Consider the following 20,639-nt stretch of genomic DNA (forward strand, 5'->3'; position numbering starts at 1 on the left):
AGTATTCATAATGAGTTGTGGATCAGTTTTAATGGTCAGTAAGGCTTGTCCTTTACGAACATATTGCCCCGTGCTCACATAAATCGCTGTAATCTGACCAGCTTGTGGCAAGTTAACGTTATAAATCGCCTGTGGTGGATTTTGAATACTGCCATATACAGTAATTGTATCCATCAATGATTTTTTCACAGGAAACTGGGTTCGTACCAAAGCAACAGGTTCCACATCCTTTGTAGGCTGATCTTTGCTATCGGCAAATACCAATCCACTACTCAAGGTACTGGTTACCAAGATGGCAAAAATAAAAACATTCTGTTTGTTCACGGTGTAACTCCAGCAGATTGCAGTACGGGCAATCCTAATAAAGTATTTAATCCAACTGCTTGCTCGCGAATTGTTTGCTCTAGATTAAGCAAGTCCAGCTTCTGGTTGAGCATATTGTTCTGCAAGGTAAGCCAAATTTGGTCATCGATTAAACGTTGTGTATGTGCTGGGGTAGCTTTCTCTACATCTTGCTGCAACTGCTTTAAACGAAGGTAGCGCTCATGCCAAATTGCCACATTCTGCTGCTGTTCTGCTTGCAAACGCTGTACTTCAAACACCGTCTGATTTAAACGTGACTGATATTCTTCATACATGCGTTGTCTGGTCGCCTTTTCGACAGCAATATTGCCTCGGTTACCGTTAAACACGGGCAAATTGAGTGAAATGCCTAGGCTTTGACTGGAAACTCCCGAAGAGTCTTTCGCTTGCGTTAGGCCAATATTGAGTGAAGGAAATTGAGACCAGATGGCCTGACGTAACTTAGCATCTTCACTGCTATAACCTGCACGCAAAGCCAATAGGTCAGGTCTATGCGTATTGATATGATCCAGTGCGACACGAATCAGTTGAGCGTCCACAACCTTAGGCCTTTGAGCCATGTCCTGATCATTAAATTTTAAATTGAGTTGTGTGTTTGCGGCTAAACCCAGTAATGCATTTAAATCATGACGTGCTACTTGCTGTGCTGTTTTTAAGTCATCAATACGACTATTTATAGCTTGCAAAGCGACTACATCAGCATTTACCTGATCACGCGTGACTCCAGCTGTTTGCATTGCTTTCATCATGCGATTCACTCGATCTTTTGCGATTGCTTGATTTTGCAATTGCACTGACAGTGTTTTTTGCTGCATTTGTAATCGGGTCATTAATAACTGTGCTTGACCTACCACCTGCCACTCTTGCCATAGCAGATTCAACTCAGACTGATGCAAGCTTTCCTTGGCCTGTTTTTTAGCTAAAGAATGCGTCAATAAAGCAATAAAATCATAACTCAGACCAATACTAGAAGCTGCTTGAGATCCAGCCGCCACACGGATGTCATGCGCTAAACTCAACTGAGGATCGGGTAACAAGCCTGCGGAATATACCTGTGCTTCCGCAACGCCCATATCTTTTCGTGCGAGCTGAAGCGCTGGATTATTGCTCACTGCCAACATTGTAATATTCAGCGCATCTAGCCCGAGTTCTGGATTAAATGGATATGCCTTTAGCGCAGGAAAAGGATTAAGCAAACCACGATCAACCGTTAGATCATGGTAATTTGTAGCGGTTGGTAATGATAAAGCTTGGTAGCTCACACACCCTGATAAACAAAGTGTGAGAAGCAATGAAGTACTCAGGCCAGCGTACAAATTTTTCTTATACATAAAAGTTATAAATCAAAATTAATGCAGTAGTTTGGAAAAACTAAAACAATTTTCTTAAAAAGAAATTAAGCAATCATATATAAAATGATCATTTTTCATCGTGTTTGCTTAAAGCCAAAAATCAAAAAGAGTAATAAAAATTTTTTCAAAAATAGATATATAGTGTTATTTATTAATAAATTATATGACACAAGTTTTCAATCTTAGCTTCAGAAAATGCACTACCCTAGAGACAATACACCAATAAAATACGTTAATCTTTACAATTTATTTGATAAAGAAAAAATTAAAAATAGTTTTTGCTAAGAAGAGAATCTAAGCTCTCTTCATAAATACTTATTTCCACTCCTCACACGTTACAGTAACTCTTTCGAAGGTGGCATTACCCCTTTGATTAAGCAGATGTATAAAAAAAGCTTAAAAGAAACAGCTTAGGCTTTCTTAATACTAAGCAAAATAAAAATAATAAAAACGTTATCAGTTATTTAATTTTTCTATGCTTTTATTCCTCCGCAAAAACATTGCAAATGAGTCTCATTTATATATACTTTACACACTTTTTGGGGTCTAGTCGGCACTACGGTTCACTTGAATAGTTGCTCTTTTTTTAGCCTCAACACGATTTTCTATATCACCTAGGTATACTTATGTTTGCTTTCTCCCCACGTAAAAATTTAATTACTGTTGAAATTTTAAAACATAGTAGCCCCTTACTTTTATCATTGCTGCCTATCATATCTTGGGCAGAAACAACTGCGGCCCAACCTGCTCAATTAGAAACCATTAAAGTTCAGGCTGAAGCAAACTCAAGCTATATCGAAAATCAAACGGCATCGACCTTACGAGGCAATCAAAAAAATCTAGAAAGCCCACAAACCGTAAATGTCGTTTCTAAGCAATATATGAAAGACTATTTACCTGCAAATCTGGACAATGCACTGACCCAAGTCAGCGGCATTACGCAGGGTAATACTTTAGGCGGTACGCAAGATACCGTAATGAAGCGTGGTTTTGGTGATAACCGTGACGGTTCAATTACCGTAAATGGTATGCCGATTGTGCAAGGCCGAACCATGAATGCAGCAGTTGAACAAGTTGAAGTTTTAAAAGGCCCTTCTTCGTTACTCTATGGCATTATGGATCCGGGTGGTGTGGTTAATGTCATTACAAAAAAACCGGAGACTACCCAGAAAACTGAACTTTCAATATATGGTTCAAGCTTTGCTGCGGGTAAAAATGGTTTAGGCGCAAGCATCGATACTACGGGCGCGATTAGTGATAGTAACTTTTCCTATCGCTTTATTGCCGATCACTCAGATGCAGACTATTGGCGTAATTTTGGTAACCTCAAACAGTCATTAATTGCTCCATCTTTAGCATGGGATAATGGTCAAACTAAAGTGAACCTGAGCTATCAATACCGCCACTTTGATGTACCTTTTGATCGCTCTACCGTTTTTGATCCAAAAACAAACAAAGCCCTACCCATCTCTAAATATCAACGTCTAGATGAAGCTTTTAACCAAATGAAAGGTGAAGATCATTTAGCTCAACTGTTGGTAGATCACCAAATTAATGATAATTGGTCGGCTCACTTCGGCTATACCTACAACTACGAAACCTATGATGCCAATCAGTTACGTGTAACCAAGTTAGATACGACCAAACATACCGTGACACGCCGTACCGATGCGACTTTAAATGCAGAAAGTATAGACAGTAATGCTCAAGCTTACATCAATGGCTCAACCAATCTGTTTGGTTTAAAACATGATATTCAAATTGGTTCAGACATTGAATATCGCAAATATTTCCGTCCAGATATGGTTCGTGGTGATACCTCAACCTTAGATTATTTAAATCCAAGTTTTGGAACTGTTGAACCATCTCAAAATGTTGTCGCATCAGATAGCGACCAAACAGATAAACTACATACCTATGGTTTTTATGTTCAAGATGCCATTCATTTAAATGAAAAATGGATTGCTGTACTTGGTGGTCGTTACCTAAACTATGAGCAAACTGCTGGACGTGGCAGACCATTTAAGGAAAATACCAATACCAACGATGATACTTGGCTCCCACACGCAGGTTTAGTCTATCAATGGAATGACCAACTTTCATTCTATGGTAGCTATACCGAGTCACTTAAGCCATCTTCTTCAATTGCCCCTTTAGGCGGCGATGCTGTCATTAATGCAGATGTTCAACCTGAACAAGCTAAGTCTTATGAAGTTGGTGCAAAATATGAATTAAATGACCGTGTTAAAGCCAATTTTGCAATCTACGACATTAAAAAACGTAATGTTTTAGCTAAAATTACCAACTCGTCTACTAATGAAGTCGAACTCCATACAACGGGCGCTGTTCGTTCTAAAGGTGCTGAACTCGACCTGACAGGCCGTCTAACAGATCAACTTGATGCTACCCTCACCTATGCCTATACAGATGCTAAAGTGACTGAAGATGAAAGTGGCCTAGAGGGCAACCGCCTAAACAATGTGGCGCGTAATACAGCTTCTCTGGCATTGGCCTATAATTATGGGCAGCTTTACAACGGTAACTTACGTTTAGGCTTGAGCGGTAATTATGTAGGAAAACGTGCTGGTGATTCGGAAAATACCTTTGACCTACCTGACTACACACTAGCCAATGCCTTTGTGAGTTATGACACCACCATTGCTAAACAAGCGGTCACTTTCCAATTTAATTTAAATAATATCTTTGACACAACTTACTACACAGCTAGCGTCAATAATTTGGCCGTATCTCAAGGTGACTCTCGCCAAGCAGTATTACGCGCAACCTTTAAATTTTAAAACACAGGATCAGAGCAGTGTTTAAAGCGCTGCTCTTTCGAGATCAATATGAAAAAGCTTCTTTCTACGGTAGTGTTGATTGGCACACTGTTTAGCTCTTCTGTTTACGCCCAAACACGAATTGCTCTAATCTCACAGATCAAGGGGTCATCGGCTAGTACAGATGTCGCTATTCAAAAATACTTGCAGAGTAAAGGCTATCAAGTTGAAGTATTAGATCAATCTGTTTCACCAAATAATTTAAAGAACACAGATTTGGTCATCATCTCTTCTACTGTTGCTTCTAAAAGCCTTCAATCAGGCTGGCGTCAACTGCCCGTTCCACTGATGACGTGGGAAAACGACTATCTTGATGATTTGGCTATGACAGGTAAACGCATTAATACCGATTTTGGCGAAGTCGAGAAAGAACGTTACTTGTGGCTGGTAAATGCTCCACATCCGTTATCTGCACATCTTGCTGCGGGAACTCACAATGTCTATAAAGCGCAAGCACCAATGAGTTGGGGCAAACCCGGCTTAGGCGCGACCATTATTGCGACCATTTATGGGCAACCTGAAAAAGTGGCAATTTGGGGTTATGAGAAAGGTGCAACTATGGATTATGAATCTTTAGCTCCTGCAAAACGACTCATGTTCTTTCTTAACAATGACACCTTTACCAATCTATCTGACGATGGGTTAAAACTGTTTGATGCCTCAATTCAATGGCTCATCAATAAATAAAATTCTTCAGAAAAATTTTGTTTTGGGGATAGTTGATTATTTACATTTGCTTATCCCTGAAATAAAGCTTTTTACGTCTACAGCAGACACTGCTGCATTTATTATTTTTTTTATTTTTCTACTATTAATATACAACGTTCACACGTACCCAATCTTCATATTGGGTGGCCTGAACATTGGTACTCGATGTAATTACCCCATGAATAGGAATATTTTCTTTCATTCCTGTCGCAATACTTGAGTGTATTTTACTTCCTGACCCTCCCCAAATTTGCGTATGACCAGCATCTTGAAATAGTACATATGCTACAGAAGCTGTGCTTGCAGCAGACTTAAGCTCAAAGTTATTGTCTGAGGTGACCGCTACTTGATATGGTGTATTTTTGCTACATTGGACAGATACATCGGTTCTTGCGGCAGCAACTGGCTGAGCGCGTACAACTGAACCAAAATCTAAATTACCTTGGGTTGAAACTTCACAAGTGTCTACAATGGTTAAGCTAACCTTTAATGAAGTAGATGCATTTCCAGCCTCTGCGCTATTTATTATCAGCATTCCCATAAGGGAAAATAAGGCGTATTTAATGACTTTCATTTCTTCTCCTTATCTTTTTTTGTTCTAATTTCTACTCATCTTTATATTTTCATTTTTCTGTTTTACTAAAGAAACAGTTTCAGGATTATTTAGTTATAAAACTTAATATCGCCTACTGTCAATCGATAATAATCACATGATTTTCATATTATTCTTATAATTTGTGATGGAATAAACGTAATCTATCTAATTTAAAAAGTAGTTAATATTTTTTATTCCTGTTAATTACATTTAATAAACTATTTTATTAGGAGTTAAGAACTAGTGGATACCTCAATGTAATAAGTACTTAAAAATCATTTTTTTAAATACTGAAGCTTAACAAAGTTTAATTTACCAACCTTATTAAGCTGCATTTTTAAAATTAAAAATTGATTTAAATTAATAGTTTATACTTTTACTCAATAGCTAAATAAATTATTATCCCCTTATCTAAAGTTAAAATAGAAAATTTTTATTTTTAATGATTGAAGATAATTTCTTTACTTCAATTTCGACCAAATCAAATTCAACGAATGGATCACTCTTAAGAACATCTTGAAGATGATCTTTATTAACGAGTGTACTTAGAATAAAACCAGCGTTTTCATTCTCGATAGGTCCAGCCAAGATGAAATGACCCAAATCAATGTTTTCCTTCAACCATGCTTTGTGACTTTCAAGATGCTTACGAATGATCTCATCTGAAACTTTATAAGTTAACGTAATATATGAAAGCATAATTAATCTTCTTTTTTATTTAAGTTGCTAATGACTTCATCAATACTTGACAGAGCTTTTTGAATTTCAATATCTTTAATCACTGGGGCTTTTGATGTTCCCTCTGCTCTCACAAAATGAATATCTTTAATGCCTAAAAAATTGAAAAAAGCGGTGATGTATTTTTCTTGAAAGTCCATATGAGAGAGAGGCTCTTTTGAATAGAATCCTCCTCTTGCAGATAAAATTACTACTTTACGCCCCTCTGATAAGCCTACGGGGCCATTTTCTGTATATTTAAATGTTTTACCTACCTGTGCAATTCGATCAAACCATGCTTTTAACTGAGTAGGAATAGAAAAGTTATACATAGGGGCAGATATTATAATGAGTTCACTATTTAGGAACTCGACAACCAACTCATCGGAAAGCTGATGTTCCTTAACTACATTTTTATCAGAAATATCTATATTTAAGTTTCTAAAACCTGCTGCGATTTCTCCTGTTAAATGGCTTATAGGATCTTTAACAATATCTCTATAAGTAATTTCATTTTGATAATCTGCTTTGTTGAACCGCTCTATAAAAGTAGCTGCCAGTTTTCGAGATATAGATTGTTCGCCAAGAATACTCGAATCAATATGTAAAATTTTCATAAATATCGCCTAATGAGAAATTACTATTTAAAGCTTTTAGCTGCTTTATCAATAAGTTTAGAAACTTGATCTGGGTGAGAAATCAAAGATAAATGACTAGAGTTGAGCTGCATTACATTTGAGTGAGTTTGTTTAGAAATCAATTCCTGTGTTCGCGGACTCAATGCATTGTCGTGAGTTGTAATGAGATACCACGTAGGCTTTACACGCCACGCAGCTTCAGAAATTTTTTGAGTGAATGCTTTAGCAGAGATAGGCTGTTGAACAGATGCAAGTAACTTAGCTTGCTTTTCCGACATATCATTCGCCATTACGTGTTGAAACTTTTTAGAGTCATCTAACCAGATTAGGTCATTTTTATCAGGCTCCATCCCCTCCATTGGCGATTTTAATCGGGTGAGTAAATCTGATGCCGATTCATTACTGTCCGGTACAAGGGCTGATAAATAAACAATACCTTTCACATTTGGTGCATTACCTGCTTCTGTTACAACCACACCACCCCAAGAATGACCAACAAGAAGTACGTCACCTTTTTGTCTTTCTAAAACTCGTCTTGTCGCATCAACATCTGCATCTAAAGAAGTTAATGGGTTTTGAACGGAAGTAACATGGTATCCAAGCGATTGCAATCGACTTGAAACAGCACTCCAACTAGATCCGTCAGCAAAGGCACCATGCACTAAAACAATATTTTTAACTGCTGCATGAGCACTTTGAATCACAAATGGAGATAGCGTTAACGCAGATAGCATTAAACGGTAAGTTAAACTTTTAACTTTATTATTTTTCATGATCATTCATTCCAATAACTATTCAACTTTTTAAAAGTATAGTAGGTTTGAAATTATGGGATAGATGTCTTATAAGACAACATTCATGCAAAATCAGCCAAACTATGTAAGCTCAATTTATGAAAATCTTAATTTATGTGCCTCAATTTTGTATTTATTCAGCCATAGCCGGAATTAATGATATTTTCTGGATTGCCAACAATATTATAAAAAGCAAAAACTTATTGAATTTAAAAAACTTAAAGGAAATTAATGAGTTTAAAGTTAACCTCGTAAGTATTGATGGTAAGCCTGTTGTAAATGCGCAAAATAAAATGATAGATGTAGATCTTTCGATAGAAGAAGCAATAAATAGTGATTTAATTATTGTGCCAGGAATGATGCTCAGCGATGAACAAACTCCCATTATTCCTTCAGAATATAAAGCAGTATTAGAATGGCTCCAAAACGAAAATATCAAAAAAACAATTATATGTGGTGTTTGCGCTGGAACTTTCGTACTTGGAGATGCAGGCTTATTAAATAGGAAGAACTATGCCACCACATGGTGGTTGTATCATACCTTTCAAAAAAGATTTTCAAATGGAAAATTAAGTTGGGGCAAAACCTTTGAAAAAGATAAAAATATTATTACAACTGGTGGTCCACTATCTTGGATTGAACTCGTACTTTATATTATTAATCAATTTGCAGGACCGGAAGTCGCCAAGGCAACCTCAGATTTAGCAGTTGCAGGAGCACAGCCTGTATCTCAGCAAATATATGTGCCTGAAGGTTTTACGAGTTCAGTTGATCCTTTGCTCATGAAAATTGAAGAGTTTGTTAAATATACTAATCCGAATATTTCACTTGAAGAACTAGCTGAAAAATTAAATATAAGCGAAAGAACACTTTATAGAAAAGTTAAGAAATTAACCAATGAAAGTCCTAAAGATTTAATTACTCGATTTAAAATAGAGAAAGCATGTTACTTATTAGAAAACAATAGTTTATCTATTAAGACAATCGCACAAAATTGTGGTTACAGTGAAGATACTGCCTTTAGAAAAGCTTTTATAAAGATCTTAAATATGAACCCATTAGAATATAGAAAATATATTAAGAATAGAGTTTAAAGGAATTGAATAACTGAAAGAAATATCATTCGAAATTGGCTTTTTCGTGAATAAGGAAAAAGCCGTCTAAGCTTAGATTCCTATCTCACAATAACTATGCCCCAACAATAACCTGTAAAACTAAATAATTCTATCCATCCTCTTAATTACAAAATAAACAATCAAAGTAAGGTAATTAGAAATAGAATACACCTTTACATATTATATGGATTTACATATCGTCAATCTTCTAGATTCAATCCAAAGAAGACTGTACAGTTAACTTTAAAATGAATAATTTTGGCAGTTAAAGCCACCCTAGTTGTTAATTTGAGAAATGATTGTTATGAAAAAATATTTATTCCTACTTTTACTCAGCTCTTTTTCGGTTCATTCATTTGCTGCCGATAAACTCAATGGTACTGTCTGGAAAACCATTGATGATGAAACCAATCAACCTAGAGCACTGGTTAGATTTAGCGAAGATAAAAATGGGGTTCTATCTGCGAACATTGAAAAAATCCTTGTTACAAATGAAGCAAATAAATGTACGATGTGTGAAGGTACCTACAAAAACAAATCTTTAGTGGGTTTAACCATCGTCAAAAATTTAAAAAATGTAAGTCAAAATAAATATGACAAGGGATCTGTTCTCGACCCTCAGTCAGATAAGACTTATAAATTTAGTGTAATCGTATCACCAGATTGGGATAAACTTACCGCCCGTGGGTACATTGGTATCTCTGCAATTGGCCGCAACCAAACGTGGTATCGAGTTAAATAAGCTTTAAGCACAAAGCCTTGTTCTTAAAATTGCATGGTTTTTTGAAGTCATCACTTGCCTCAAAAACCATGTAATTTTCCATTTAATCTTCTAAATATTGTTAGGCTAGTTAATTAGTTAAAGATGGGATAAGCCCTATCATTTAATTGATTTACCTTAAACAAGTAGGCTTAAAGAAGCATTCCACCACAGCATCCCTTTCATCCAAACTGTTTAAGCTTAAAACCTGTAGCAGCAAACCATCTATTAGGTTTAAAACCATGTCCGCATCTGGTTTTATTGCACAAGTTTCCAAGCTAAAAATCAAATCAAAAATCTCTCGAAGCAGCCATTTTCGATATTCAACCGCCAGATGGTAGGCTTGAGGATAAACAAGTTTAATTTCAAATATGGCTTTGAGTAATAAGTGATAGAGGCTATTGAAACAGACATGTAAGCGCACAATTTCTTTGAGTTTATCGCTTGAGGTGCGATAACGACTTGAGTAGACAATCGAAAGTACGTCTTCTTTCAGCATGCTTTTTTGAAAGACAATGCACATTTCAATCAAATCTTCTTTTGAGTGAAAGTAGTTGTACAAGGTGCCTTTTGGTATTTTGGACTCTTTGGCGATCAGATCTACACCTGCTGTCTGAAAACCATAAGTGGTAAATAAACGTATAGCCGTTTGAACGACTTTTAGTTTTTTGGAAGAGATTTCTAAATGTGGCATATTTTTACCGTTATAAAAAAATTATTGTTGTATATAAATGAGATATAAAAGCCTTCCACTTTTCTAAAGGTGAAAAAAGGCACAGCAAAGCCGTAAAGACTGTGCTTGGCACATCTCAAGTTTTATTGTTAATGCAAATTTTTGAGCCGTAATGACTTAAAGCCTGAAAACCCTAAAGGTGATCAAGCTGCTTTAAATTTTTAAGCTGTGTCGTTATAGCTTTTGGCAAGGGTTGCCAAGAAATAATGAATGTGCAAAGCCAACTCCTTTTTATTGGGAGTTCTGCCAAAACATTAAAATTATGGTGGCAGAACGGAAGAGGGTTCGCAGACTGGTCACACAACCAGCACACCATAGGTGTCCCTCTCCCGTCCTACCGCTACGGGAGGGAACGAGAGTACACACAAAACTACTCCTCAGATGGAATAGCCCTGATGCGGTGTGAAACGGTCTGCGACGACCGACTGGCAATGTAGGCCAGCAGGCAAAGGATAGTGCCCAACCCTCTTGCAGTCAAGCACACAAAATGACATTTGTTTTAAAATAGATCATTAAAAAGTAAGGATAAATAATTAATAAGTTATGGTTAAATTGGAATTTATGAAGAGGCATTTCCCTGCTTAAAGTAGGAGGCAAAATTCACTAACGACTATATAGCGGATCTTCCTCAACAAAAAATACCTCACCCGATGAAGGTAAAACCCATTGATAAGTTCCTTCTATTTTCTTCATTTTTTCTTTGAAAATATCATATATCGCTATAAGGTTATGTTTTTCATCATATTCCCCTACATAGCCAAGTTCCTTTTCTTCATGAAAATCTCTAAACATTTTATGCATTTTTACGGCTCTAAGTTCCATCTCTTTTCTCCTTTTTATTATCAATATAATTATTATGATCTTTTTTTAATTTCAATACTAAAAAAAATGTACCCAAATATATCTTCCAGAAATATCAAATAAATAGTTATCGTAAATTTAATATTTATCAAACCTAAACTTTTGCATATCGTATGGTATACCTAACTTTATGCTCCATTTAAAATAAAAAAAAAATCAAATCTGGAACCTCTTAAAAAATAATAAAGAGGCCTAAGCCTCTTTATTATTATCGCACTAAAAATCAGTCATCCATCATAGCGAACTCTTGCGCAGGAATGCCCACAAAAAAGTAAGGATAAATAATTCGGTATTATCAAAGATAAATCACAACTAAAAATGCAAAAATGCCATACAAACCGCTTACTGCTACCAATGCTCGGTCATTGACCACACCGCGTCGGAACAAGCTCCACAGAAATACAATAGCCAGTGCGGTAATAACACCTGATGCTAATAGCAAAGAATCAAAGCGCCACGGTGTGAAGAAAATACCTAATGCACTTGGAATGGTGGCCTGAATCATCATAGCACCTGAAATGTTAGCTAAAGCTAAACGCTCTTTGCCTTGGCGCACCCAAATCAGAGCATTCATAATTTCAGGTAATTCTGTAGCTACAGGACTCAGTAACAAGGCAACTATGTGAGGCGGCCAGTTTAGAAGTGTACCAATCGCTTCAAGTTGAGCAACAAATGTGTGTGATGCAATGCTAATCACAACTAAAGCCAGCAAGACTTGTAGACCAGCCCAACCTAATGATGGTTCGGCTGTGTTTGGACGAAATTTAAGAGGTTCTAGTTCTTCTTCATCTGAGGCTGTGTCCGCCTCCTTAATCTCACGCCAAACATAGGCTGCATAAGCCGCTAAAAATAGTATGCCTAACCAAGGTTTGATTGCAAATGCCACTAAACCAAGCGCCACTTTTAATACAAAGATAGCAAGGAAAGAGATTTGATCTCGACTTAACCGAGCATAATCAACTTGTACTTGATGCGAAGTTCGAGCTAACTTCTTGCGATGAAGAATTAATACCAGACCAACTACGGCGTAACCCAAGGTAGCCAGAACCAATGGGCCACCCATTGCAGCCCCAACACCAAGATCTTTTTGTTCTGGAGTATTACCAAATACGACAGCCATAAAAGTGACTGCACTTTCAGGCAGCGCTGTACCAAAAGCTGCGAGAACTGAACCTACTGCGGTTGCCCCAAGGTTAAGACGCTTACCAAACCATTCAATGCCGTTAACGAAATATTCACAGGCGAGATAAATTGCCCCAGCGGACAAAAAGAATAAGATAAAAGTGAGGAGCATAGGAATAGTTCCAGCCGGGCGAATAAGAAACCATTGGCGCGACAACGCTCCTCGCCCGACTAGCAAAGTACGTTGCGGCCAAAGGTCTCGCCTAGCTCATACTGTTATACAGTGGCTGAACACGCCATGAGACACTGATCTCAAGTTTGTTGACGTGGTCTTCCTAGCGGGTACTAGGAATGGCTACTCCCCAATGACAATGCTGTGGATTTTAGCAGTGATTTAATTACAACTCTATAGAGTTGGTCAGACAAAATGTATTTCTACACTGGCATGTACAATTTCTTCATGAATAGACAATGCTTTTTTGACCAAATCAGGTGTTAAATCTGTTCTATTCGTTTCTAAAGCCAAAATGCATGAAAATTTTTCCTTACCTACTTTCCATACGTGTAAATCTGTAATTTTCACTTGGGACAATTGCTCAATTACTTCTTGTATTTCTGCCACCACAGGATGTGACATCTCCGCATCTAATAAAGTTTTTCCTGTATCACGTAAAAGCCCCCAAGACCACTGCGCAACCAGTATGGCACCAACGATCCCCAATAAAGCATCTAAAAAGTTCCATCCAAAATATTTACCAGCAATAAGAGCGACTATGGCTAATACCGAAGTTACAGCATCGGCAACCACATGTATAAACGCAGCTTTATGGTTTAAATCGTGATGGTGATCATGATGATGGTGACTATGCTCATGATCATGATGGTGGTCATGTCCGTGATTATCATGTAATAACCATGCACAGATTATATTGACAGCCAAACCTACAACAGCAATAGGAATCGCTTCATTGTAATGGATATCAACGGGATGAAGTAATCGATCAATAGATTGAGCTCCCATTAATAGCGCAACAACCATTAATATGATTGCACTACTATAGCCCCCCAAAATTTCAATTTTCCACGTTCCGAAACTAAAGCGTTTGTCATGGGCATAACGGCGCGCCATTTTGTAAGCAACATAAGCCAACCCTAGAGCAACCATGTGTGAACTCATGTGCCAGCCATCAGCCAAAAGTGCCATGGAGTTAAATATCCATCCACCCACAATTTCAAAGACCATCATCACCGCAGTTAAGATGGTTGCAATCAAAATTTTCTTTTGAGCAAGCGGGTTTCCTTCATCAAACTGATGAGAATGATAGCGTTCTAAATTACTGTTGATTTCCATATTTATGTTCGTTCAATGATACTCCCCTATAGTATATATTTTTTTGAAAGAAAATATGTCATCTCTCTAGTGAGACACGAAAATTTTTAATAAGTATTTGACCTTCAAGACTCATGCACCAGAACATATAGATATATTTTTAGGAAAATATAGTGTTCAAATGGGTAATGAGCCAGAAGCCAAAATCTTATTAGTTATTACTCTTTTAATGTACCGAAAAATAGCGGCTTTAGAATTGCCTCAGATGAAAACGTTTAGCCAGCTTCTTTTGCAAAATAATAACCAATATTGGGAACCCTGCTGCGGAAATTGCACATACCGCCAGTAACGTATTTACACTTTGTGGCGTCATGCCATGAGCAGGTAATAAAAAGGCAGATAAGAAAAAAGCAACTGTTGTCAGCAAATACATGATGGATGTCTGTAATGAAGAAAATCCAGCTCGTTGTCGGTCGTTAGGAAACTGCATCGTAACCACTGAAGATGACACCAAACGACTATAAGATGCACCGAGAAATAAACTAATAAATAACGCTGCATGCTCATAGCCCAGCATTGGTATAAGCAAACTGAGTATAAAGACTAGAGTCGAAGCTGTAGCCAGTAGTAAAGCAGAAAAACGGGAGGTTAACGCCCCTGTAATTTTTGTAGACAAATAACCTATCACGCCCCCACAGAAGAAGAGCCAAGGCAGCAAATTTTTCGAAGCGCCCAACTGCTCAATCATTAATGGTGCCAAAATAGGAATGACCAGCATAGGACTAAACTGTACAAGTGCATTACTGGAAGCGAACAGTAAAGTTTGCATATCGAGAGGCTGCTTAGCGAACGTGTCTAAAGAGATTGGATCTTGGGGGATGATGGATACAATCAATGGCAGTGCCAACACACACAATGCACTTATGAGCCACAAAGCTACATGCCAGTCATAATGTGTGCACAAAAATAATATCGTGGGCATTCCTACAATACTTACTATCGAAAATGACGCAATCACCGTCGCCAACATTTTTCCGCGCAAGTTAGGCGGCACGTTGTTTATCAATATACTGATACCCACGCCCATGGTGGTACCACCAACCAACCCTGCGCAGAATCGAAGTGCAAGTAGAAAACTAAAACTGGATGTGAATGTAGTTAAAAGTGTCAGTAGAGCTAAGAGTGCCATATTGGCGATTAAAAATTTTTTCTTATTGAAATGACCAATCCAGTAAAAGGCAATGACTCCAGAAATGACAGCACCAAGTGTGTACATGCCTGACACATAGCCTGAGAATGATACAGGCACCGCGAAATCTGTTGCCATAAAAACAAATACAGGGTTGAACACCATATATTCCAGTGCATTGGTGAACTGGACAAAAGCAATTACAATGGCTATCCGCATGAGAGCTTTATGATTAAATGTCTGCATGACTGGGGGCATAGCAAGCAACCTATGAATGAAAGATATCCGAGTTTAACTACTATCAATGGTGTTTATTATATGGTAGAAATGGCACTTATTATTATCAAATATGGGATAATTGATGCGTCCGACTCTGGATTTTAATACCCTGAAAGTGTTCATTGCTGTGGTTGAAAGAGAAAGTTTTGTTGGAGCATCGAAAATCCTTGAAATGCCGACATCAAACGTGAGTCGCTGTATTTCTCAGTTAGAAGAAAAACTGGATCTTCAGCTCATTGAGCGTAGCACCCGACATATGAAACTCACTCAGGCGGGGCAACTACTCTACACCCGAGCAAAACCATTATTAGAGGCACTTGAGCAAACTGAGACAGAATTAACGTCGCGGCAAATGCAACTCAAAGGCCCTTTACGAATCTGTATTCCCAATGAAATAGGCCCCGCATTGCTAGGTTCTATTATTGCCGATTTCGCCTGTCAGTACCCAGACCTAGAAATTAGCTGTGTTACCAATTTGTCAGGTTTAGAATCTCTGCGAGATGATCTGGATTTAGCTATCATTATTACCCGTGGTCAGATGGATAACAGTGACTACATCGCTCGTCATCTGGTGACTATCCCTTGCACCATTGTTGCAGCCCCCTCCGTCATTCAGCGTTATGGCACCCCGACTCATATTCAGCAATTTGAAGAGTTACCCTGTATTACAACAGTAAGTGCACTCAAAGGTTCTCCTTGGCAATTTGTAAATAAGAAGGGTGAATTTGAGACCATTAAGGTTAAAGGACATTATCGGGTAAACAGCGGAGAGATGGCCGGACAAGCGGCCGTATCAGGTATCGGTTTTGCGATTCTATCCAAGCAAGCTTGCCAACCCTACATTAGCGATGGACGTTTAATCGAGATTGAGTTTGAACAATCGGCAGCCCCATTGCAATTATTCGCACTTTATTCAAATCGCCGTTACTTACCCGCTAAAACAAGAGCGATTATTGATTTCATGCAGCAGAAATTAAGTGATAGTTTGAGCTGATAAAGTCACTTTCTTTTTGCTGTTTATTTCTTCGCTCATTTTAGGAATCCTTTTTGCCAATCAGTCGCAATTTGTTAAGATGGCAAGCTTGGGAAATTAAGTTAAGCTCTCACACACTGTTGACTCAATTTTGACATAAAAAAGGTACACTAAAAGGTATACTTTTTTCTTTGATTAAGTCCAATTCATACAGAAGTTGTTAGAATTGGTTAGATGACCAAACGTAAAATATTATTGATTTTTTAAGGGTTTATTACGCATGAATAGCGCTGAAATCATGGCCGATCTCTCCACCCACACTCCAATGATGCAGCAATATCTCAAGGTTAAAAAAGACTATCAACATGCGTTGCTGTTTTATCGTATGGGCGACTTTTATGAACTTTTCTTTGAAGATGCCCATTTAGCAGCTAAACTTTTAGGTATTACCTTAACCCATCGTGGTAAAGCAAACGGCAACCCAATTCCAATGGCAGGCGTTCCCTATCATTCGGCAGAAGGTTATCTTGCACGCCTTGTCAAAGCTGGGCGAACTGTAGCTATTTGCGAACAAGTCGGAGAAGTAACCGGTAAAGGTCCGGTTGATCGTAAAGTTGTTCGTATTCTGACCCCAGGTACTTTAACTGATGATGCTTTACTCAGCAGTTATCAATCGTCTAATCTCGTTTCATTATGCATTCATCAAAACCAAATTGGTTTTGCGTTACTCGACTTAAGTGCAGGCATTTTTAAAGTTCAACAGCAAGATTACAAGCCAGAACAATTACCTATTGAACTTGCGCGTTTAATGCCAAGTGAAATCTTGATTGATGAAGACTTGGTCGACACAAATATTATCGAGCAAATTAAAAAACACTTAGAATGCCCTGTTACCAAACGTCCAAATGTAGACTTCAATCTAAATAACGCACAAAAAACTTTATGTGACCAGTTTACGGTATCAACGCTTTCAGGTTTTGGTTTAGACCCACTGCCTTTAGCTAAAGCTGCTGCCGCTGCACTCATTCACTATGCAAAAGAAACACAAAAAACTGCATTACCACATATCCGTTCAATTCAGCTTGAGCAAAGCACAGACTTTATTGCGCTCGACCCTATCACGCGTCGTAACCTAGAAATTATTGAACCGTTATTTGAACATGGCACCTCATTATTCCAATTGGTAAATGATTGCCAAACGGCAATGGGTGGTCGTTTATTAAGCCGTACACTCATGCAACCTGTTCGTGATACAGCCTTGCTCGATGCTCGTTTAGATGCGATTGAACAACTCATTCAGGGCTACCATGAAAGTCCTGTTCGTTTAGTGCTTAAAGAAATTGGTGATATTGAACGTGTGCTTAGCCGCGTTGCACTAGGCAGTGCGCGACCACGTGATTTAGTACAGCTTCGTCACGCATGTGCACAAATTCCAGCTTTAAGAACAGCGTTAACTCCAGTCATTCAAGCGAAAAAATCTAAGTTATTAGTTGAACTTGATCAAGAACTTGGTGATTTTAAAGCGCTTCATCAACATTTAATGGCAGCCATTGTTGAAAACCCACCTGTATTACTTCGTGATGGCAATGTAATTGCAGAAGGCTACGATGCTGATCTCGATGAATTACGCCAAATTCGCGATCATGCAGGTCAGTTCCTCATTGATTTAGAAATTAAAGAGCGTGAACGTACCGGCATTAATACCCTTAAAATCGGCTATAACCGTGTAAGTGGTTACTACATAGAACTGACTCGTGCTCAAGCTGAACAAGCCCCTGCTGACTATATCCGTCGCCAAACTTTAAAAAATGCTGAACGCTACATTACCCCAGAACTAAAAAGTTTTGAAGATAAAGTACTATCGAGTGAGTCGCGTGCATTAGCACGTGAAAAAGCGCTATTTGAAGCTTTACTTGAAAATCTTCGTGAAAATATTGCTCATCTCCAAATGATGAGTTCAGCAATTGCTCAAATTGATGTGGTTGCAAACTTTGCTCATCAAGCACGTTTAAATAATTGGGCGCGCCCTGAATTTACTCCAGAAACTGGAATTAAAATTCAGGCAGGTCGACATCCTGTAGTTGAAGCATTAAATAAAGCACCATTTACCCCAAATGATACTTTCCTTGATGCTCAGCACCGCATGGCAATTATTACCGGTCCAAACATGGGCGGTAAATCAACCTTCATGCGTCAAACAGCATTAATTAGTTTGCTTGCTTATTGCGGTAGCTATGTGCCAGCTAAAGCAGCCAAGCTTGGTCCAATTGACCGAATTTTCACTCGTATTGGTTCAGCCGATGATTTATCTACAGGCAAATCTACCTTTATGGTTGAAATGACAGAAACTTCGCAAATTCTGCACCATGCCACCAATCAATCGCTGGTTTTAATGGATGAAGTTGGCCGCGGAACCAGTACTTATGACGGTTTATCTTTAGCATGGGCTTGTGTGGTTGATTTAACAAAGCGCGTAAAATGCTTATGTTTATTTGCCACTCATTATTTCGAGTTGACTGAACTTGGTAGTGAAGCAGGAATTGATAACTATCATGTTACGGCGCAAGAACTTAATGGCAATCTGATTTTATTGCATAAAGTTCAGCAAGGCCCTGCAAGTCAAAGTCATGGTTTACAGGTTGCAAAATTAGCAGGCATTCCTGCCAACGTTATTAAAGAAGCACAAAAGCGTTTACGCATTTTGGAAAAACAGCAGCAGCAACATCTTCAAACCAGCTTTCAAAATGATTTGTTTGCTCCACCAGATGCGAACTCTGGTTCACAAATTATAGAAAAAGTTGTCGAAATCGAAGTTTCATCCCCTGCTCTAGACTTACTTAAGCAAATTGAAGTCGATAACTTATCGCCTCGTCAGGCGCTTGAACAACTCTATGAGCTGAAAGCTGCTCTGAAATCTTAATAAATCATGTCTGAATAAGCAGGCTTCGGTCTGCTTATTCATCTCGGAGAATAATATTTATATGATCTTAAGATCTTTACAAAATTCAGAAATCGATCTTATTTGGCAGCAGATTAGCCGTCGTGAATTAATTACTCAAAACTACATACAAAAACAGCAACATTTAGAATTAGTAGATTGTTTTTTTGATGTGCAACATTGGGACTCATATCATCTAGAAAATGATCCGCCTAAACTCAAACAACTCTATGAACAAGGTTCAATATTTGTCGGTGCATTTGATGCCGCAGAAAAATTGGTTGGCGTGAGCGTAGTCTCAAATCAACTTATAGCGGATTACCCCCAAGCGAAATTACTCCACTATTTCTATGTCGATGCAGACCGACAAGGTCAAGGTATTGGTACCAAACTTATGCAAGCTGCAAAAGAGTCCGCCAAGCAACTCGGTGCAAAGCAATTGTATATTTCAGCGACCCCAAGTCGACGCACTGTAGATTTCTATATGAGGCATGGTGCACAACCGTTAAGTCTCCCAGATCAACAACTTTGGCAGCTCGAACCTGAAGATATCCACTTGCTGTGTACCCTTTAGTGCTACAGATTTAGGAAGCTTTCAACAAAAACAGCAGAAAATCAAAATTTGTAAAAGAAAAAATGAGAAGTTAAGGCATTTCATAAAATAGATGCCTTGACTTAAATGACATCTGAATATTTAAAGAAAATATTTTTTAAGTTATTGTTTTATAAAATATATTATTATTTTAATTTTATAGACAAGCAGTTCATAAGACTGAAAGATCTGTTTGATTATCAACGTATTAACTTATCTTCATATGCATGAATAAAGAATATCAATAAAAGCAATTGTTTGTTTACCCCTTTTTTGCCTAAAATAAGCTATTCGAAATGAAACCATATTTTTTAGGTAGCTGTCGCCATGACCTTTGTTGTCACTGAAAATTGTATTAAATGTAAATACCAAGATTGCGTAGAAGTTTGTCCTGTAGACTGTTTTTACGAAGGTCCGAATTTCCTAGTGATTAATCCGGATGAATGTATTGACTGTGCATTATGTGAACCAGAGTGCCCGGCAAATGCAATTTTCTCTGAAGATGAGTTACCAGCAGGTCAGGAAGCGTTTATTGAATTAAATGCTGATCTTTCTCAAAAATGGCCTAACATTACTCAAATTGGTGACCAGCCAGCTGACCGTGAAGAATGGAACGGCAAACCTGATAAATTACAATATCTTGAAAAGTAATTTAAAAAAAGATCAGCAAGTGCTGATCTTTTTTATACCCTATTCAAACATTTCATTGCAAATTCCTCGTAATTTGTGCGCTGTTTTGCATT

The 20,639-nt window shown here is 37.9% G+C and carries 19 protein-coding genes and 1 riboswitch; of the genes, 8 read left to right on the plus strand and 11 right to left on the minus strand.

All coding sequences use genetic code 11. The annotated features are described in order from the left end of the window. Together WA249_RS07980 and WA249_RS07985 are read right to left on the minus strand one after the other, a co-directional pair. A partial coding sequence (locus WA249_RS07980; RefSeq protein ID WP_336167684.1) for a biotin/lipoyl-binding protein occupies positions 1–324 on the minus strand: 324 nt, incomplete at its 3' end. Beyond that, positions 321–1,694 carry a TolC family protein gene (locus tag WA249_RS07985; protein WP_336167686.1) on the minus strand — a complete coding sequence of 458 codons (1,374 nt, stop codon included), beginning with the start codon at positions 1,692–1,694 and terminating at the stop codon, positions 321–323. The genes WA249_RS07985 and WA249_RS07980, both read right to left, overlap by 4 nt. 647 nt (positions 1,695–2,341) lie before the next feature. Here WA249_RS07985 and WA249_RS07990 point away from each other — a divergent pair. Then, positions 2,342–4,513, plus strand: coding sequence for a TonB-dependent siderophore receptor (locus WA249_RS07990; RefSeq protein ID WP_336167688.1), 2,172 nt, complete (start codon positions 2,342–2,344; stop codon positions 4,511–4,513). 48 nt (positions 4,514–4,561) lie between these two features. Then, positions 4,562–5,239, plus strand: coding sequence for a hypothetical protein (locus WA249_RS07995; protein WP_336167689.1), 678 nt, complete (start codon positions 4,562–4,564; stop codon positions 5,237–5,239). Positions 5,240–5,363: 124 nt separating this feature from the next. On the opposite strand, the gene WA249_RS08000 is transcribed toward WA249_RS07995, so the two are convergent. The 4 genes from WA249_RS08000 to WA249_RS08015 all read right to left on the minus strand — a co-directional run bounded on the left by WA249_RS08000 (position 5,364) and on the right by WA249_RS08015 (position 7,983). After that, entirely contained in the window at positions 5,364–5,834 is a 471-nt protein-coding gene (locus WA249_RS08000; protein ID WP_336167691.1) for a Csu type fimbrial protein, read from the minus strand. A 438-nt stretch (positions 5,835–6,272) separates the two neighbouring features. Next, complete coding sequence (locus WA249_RS08005) at positions 6,273–6,554, minus strand: YciI family protein (protein WP_336167693.1); 282 nt, start codon at positions 6,552–6,554, stop codon at positions 6,273–6,275. Positions 6,555–6,556: 2 nt separating this feature from the next. Beyond that, a complete protein-coding gene (locus tag WA249_RS08010; RefSeq protein ID WP_336167695.1) occupies positions 6,557–7,189 on the minus strand; it encodes an FMN-dependent NADH-azoreductase in 633 nt (210 codons plus the stop codon). A gap of 23 nt (positions 7,190–7,212) precedes the next feature. Then, positions 7,213–7,983, minus strand: a complete 771-nt coding sequence (locus WA249_RS08015; RefSeq protein ID WP_336167697.1) for an alpha/beta hydrolase — start codon at positions 7,981–7,983, stop codon at positions 7,213–7,215. A 119-nt stretch (positions 7,984–8,102) separates the two neighbouring features. On the opposite strand from WA249_RS08015, the gene WA249_RS08020 reads away from it, so the two are divergent. Both WA249_RS08020 and WA249_RS08025 read left to right on the plus strand, forming a co-directional pair. Further along, entirely contained in the window at positions 8,103–9,098 is a 996-nt protein-coding gene (locus WA249_RS08020; protein WP_336167699.1) for a GlxA family transcriptional regulator, read from the plus strand. A 325-nt stretch (positions 9,099–9,423) separates the two neighbouring features. Beyond that, entirely contained in the window at positions 9,424–9,861 is a 438-nt protein-coding gene (locus WA249_RS08025; RefSeq protein WP_336167701.1) for a DUF2147 domain-containing protein, read from the plus strand. A 151-nt stretch (positions 9,862–10,012) separates the two neighbouring features. On the opposite strand, the gene WA249_RS08030 is transcribed toward WA249_RS08025, so the two are convergent. The 5 genes from WA249_RS08030 to WA249_RS08050 all read right to left on the minus strand — a co-directional run bounded on the left by WA249_RS08030 (position 10,013) and on the right by WA249_RS08050 (position 15,372). Beyond that, positions 10,013–10,573: a TetR/AcrR family transcriptional regulator gene (locus WA249_RS08030; RefSeq protein ID WP_336167703.1), complete on the minus strand. Its 561-nt coding sequence runs from the start codon at positions 10,571–10,573 to the stop codon at positions 10,013–10,015. A 642-nt stretch (positions 10,574–11,215) separates the two neighbouring features. Beyond that, positions 11,216–11,404 carry a hypothetical protein gene (locus WA249_RS08035; RefSeq protein WP_336168054.1) on the minus strand — a complete coding sequence of 63 codons (189 nt, stop codon included), beginning with the start codon at positions 11,402–11,404 and terminating at the stop codon, positions 11,216–11,218. Positions 11,405–11,768: 364 nt separating this feature from the next. Continuing rightward, entirely contained in the window at positions 11,769–12,767 is a 999-nt protein-coding gene (locus tag WA249_RS08040) for a sodium:calcium antiporter (RefSeq protein ID WP_336167705.1), read from the minus strand. A 10-nt stretch (positions 12,768–12,777) separates the two neighbouring features. Continuing rightward, positions 12,778–12,975: riboswitch (yybP-ykoY riboswitch) on the minus strand. Positions 12,976–13,013: 38 nt separating this feature from the next. Beyond that, entirely contained in the window at positions 13,014–13,946 is a 933-nt protein-coding gene (gene dmeF / locus WA249_RS08045) for a CDF family Co(II)/Ni(II) efflux transporter DmeF (protein WP_336167707.1), read from the minus strand. Between the two features lie 229 nt (positions 13,947–14,175). Continuing rightward, on the minus strand, positions 14,176–15,372 hold the full coding sequence (locus WA249_RS08050) for an MFS transporter (RefSeq protein ID WP_336167709.1): 1,197 nt from the start codon (positions 15,370–15,372) through the stop codon (positions 14,176–14,178). A 103-nt stretch (positions 15,373–15,475) separates the two neighbouring features. Between WA249_RS08050 and WA249_RS08055 the strand changes: the two genes are divergently transcribed. From WA249_RS08055 to fdxA, 4 genes are all read left to right on the plus strand, one after another. Next, entirely contained in the window at positions 15,476–16,387 is a 912-nt protein-coding gene (locus tag WA249_RS08055; RefSeq protein ID WP_336167711.1) for a LysR family transcriptional regulator, read from the plus strand. 259 nt (positions 16,388–16,646) lie between these two features. After that, positions 16,647–19,286, plus strand: a complete 2,640-nt coding sequence (gene mutS, locus WA249_RS08060; protein WP_336167713.1) for a DNA mismatch repair protein MutS — start codon at positions 16,647–16,649, stop codon at positions 19,284–19,286. Between the two features lie 61 nt (positions 19,287–19,347). After that, entirely contained in the window at positions 19,348–19,878 is a 531-nt protein-coding gene (locus WA249_RS08065) for a GNAT family N-acetyltransferase (RefSeq protein ID WP_336167715.1), read from the plus strand. A 345-nt stretch (positions 19,879–20,223) separates the two neighbouring features. Then, positions 20,224–20,547 (plus strand): ferredoxin FdxA, encoded by a 324-nt coding sequence (gene fdxA / locus WA249_RS08070; protein ID WP_336167717.1) that lies wholly within the window; start codon positions 20,224–20,226, stop codon positions 20,545–20,547. Positions 20,548–20,639 lie beyond the last annotated feature (92 nt).

Origin of the sequence: Acinetobacter sp. 161(2023) (genome assembly GCF_037027805.1) — a bacterium.
GTDB lineage: Bacteria > Pseudomonadota > Gammaproteobacteria > Pseudomonadales > Moraxellaceae > Acinetobacter.

Excerpts from the sequence above, each read along its gene's own strand:
- WA249_RS07985 (WP_336167686.1), bottom strand. The coding sequence starts at position 1,694 with ATGTATAAGAAAAATTTGTACGCTGGCCTGAGTACTTCATTGCTTCTC.
- WA249_RS07990 (WP_336167688.1), top strand. The coding sequence starts at position 2,342 with ATGTTTGCTTTCTCCCCACGTAAAAATTTAATTACTGTTGAAATTTTA.
- WA249_RS07995 (WP_336167689.1), top strand. The coding sequence starts at position 4,562 with ATGAAAAAGCTTCTTTCTACGGTAGTGTTGATTGGCACACTGTTTAGC.
- WA249_RS08000 (WP_336167691.1), bottom strand. The coding sequence starts at position 5,834 with ATGAAAGTCATTAAATACGCCTTATTTTCCCTTATGGGAATGCTGATA.
- WA249_RS08005 (WP_336167693.1), bottom strand. The coding sequence starts at position 6,554 with ATGCTTTCATATATTACGTTAACTTATAAAGTTTCAGATGAGATCATT.
- WA249_RS08010 (WP_336167695.1), bottom strand. The coding sequence starts at position 7,189 with ATGAAAATTTTACATATTGATTCGAGTATTCTTGGCGAACAATCTATA.
- WA249_RS08015 (WP_336167697.1), bottom strand. The coding sequence starts at position 7,983 with ATGAAAAATAATAAAGTTAAAAGTTTAACTTACCGTTTAATGCTATCT.
- WA249_RS08020 (WP_336167699.1), top strand. The coding sequence starts at position 8,103 with ATGAAAATCTTAATTTATGTGCCTCAATTTTGTATTTATTCAGCCATA.
- WA249_RS08025 (WP_336167701.1), top strand. The coding sequence starts at position 9,424 with ATGAAAAAATATTTATTCCTACTTTTACTCAGCTCTTTTTCGGTTCAT.
- WA249_RS08030 (WP_336167703.1), bottom strand. The coding sequence starts at position 10,573 with ATGCCACATTTAGAAATCTCTTCCAAAAAACTAAAAGTCGTTCAAACG.
- WA249_RS08035 (WP_336168054.1), bottom strand. The coding sequence starts at position 11,404 with ATGTTTAGAGATTTTCATGAAGAAAAGGAACTTGGCTATGTAGGGGAA.
- WA249_RS08040 (WP_336167705.1), bottom strand. The coding sequence starts at position 12,767 with ATGCTCCTCACTTTTATCTTATTCTTTTTGTCCGCTGGGGCAATTTAT.
- dmeF (WP_336167707.1), bottom strand. The coding sequence starts at position 13,946 with ATGGAAATCAACAGTAATTTAGAACGCTATCATTCTCATCAGTTTGAT.
- WA249_RS08050 (WP_336167709.1), bottom strand. The coding sequence starts at position 15,372 with ATGCCCCCAGTCATGCAGACATTTAATCATAAAGCTCTCATGCGGATA.
- WA249_RS08055 (WP_336167711.1), top strand. The coding sequence starts at position 15,476 with ATGCGTCCGACTCTGGATTTTAATACCCTGAAAGTGTTCATTGCTGTG.
- mutS (WP_336167713.1), top strand. The coding sequence starts at position 16,647 with ATGAATAGCGCTGAAATCATGGCCGATCTCTCCACCCACACTCCAATG.
- WA249_RS08065 (WP_336167715.1), top strand. The coding sequence starts at position 19,348 with ATGATCTTAAGATCTTTACAAAATTCAGAAATCGATCTTATTTGGCAG.
- fdxA (WP_336167717.1), top strand. The coding sequence starts at position 20,224 with ATGACCTTTGTTGTCACTGAAAATTGTATTAAATGTAAATACCAAGAT.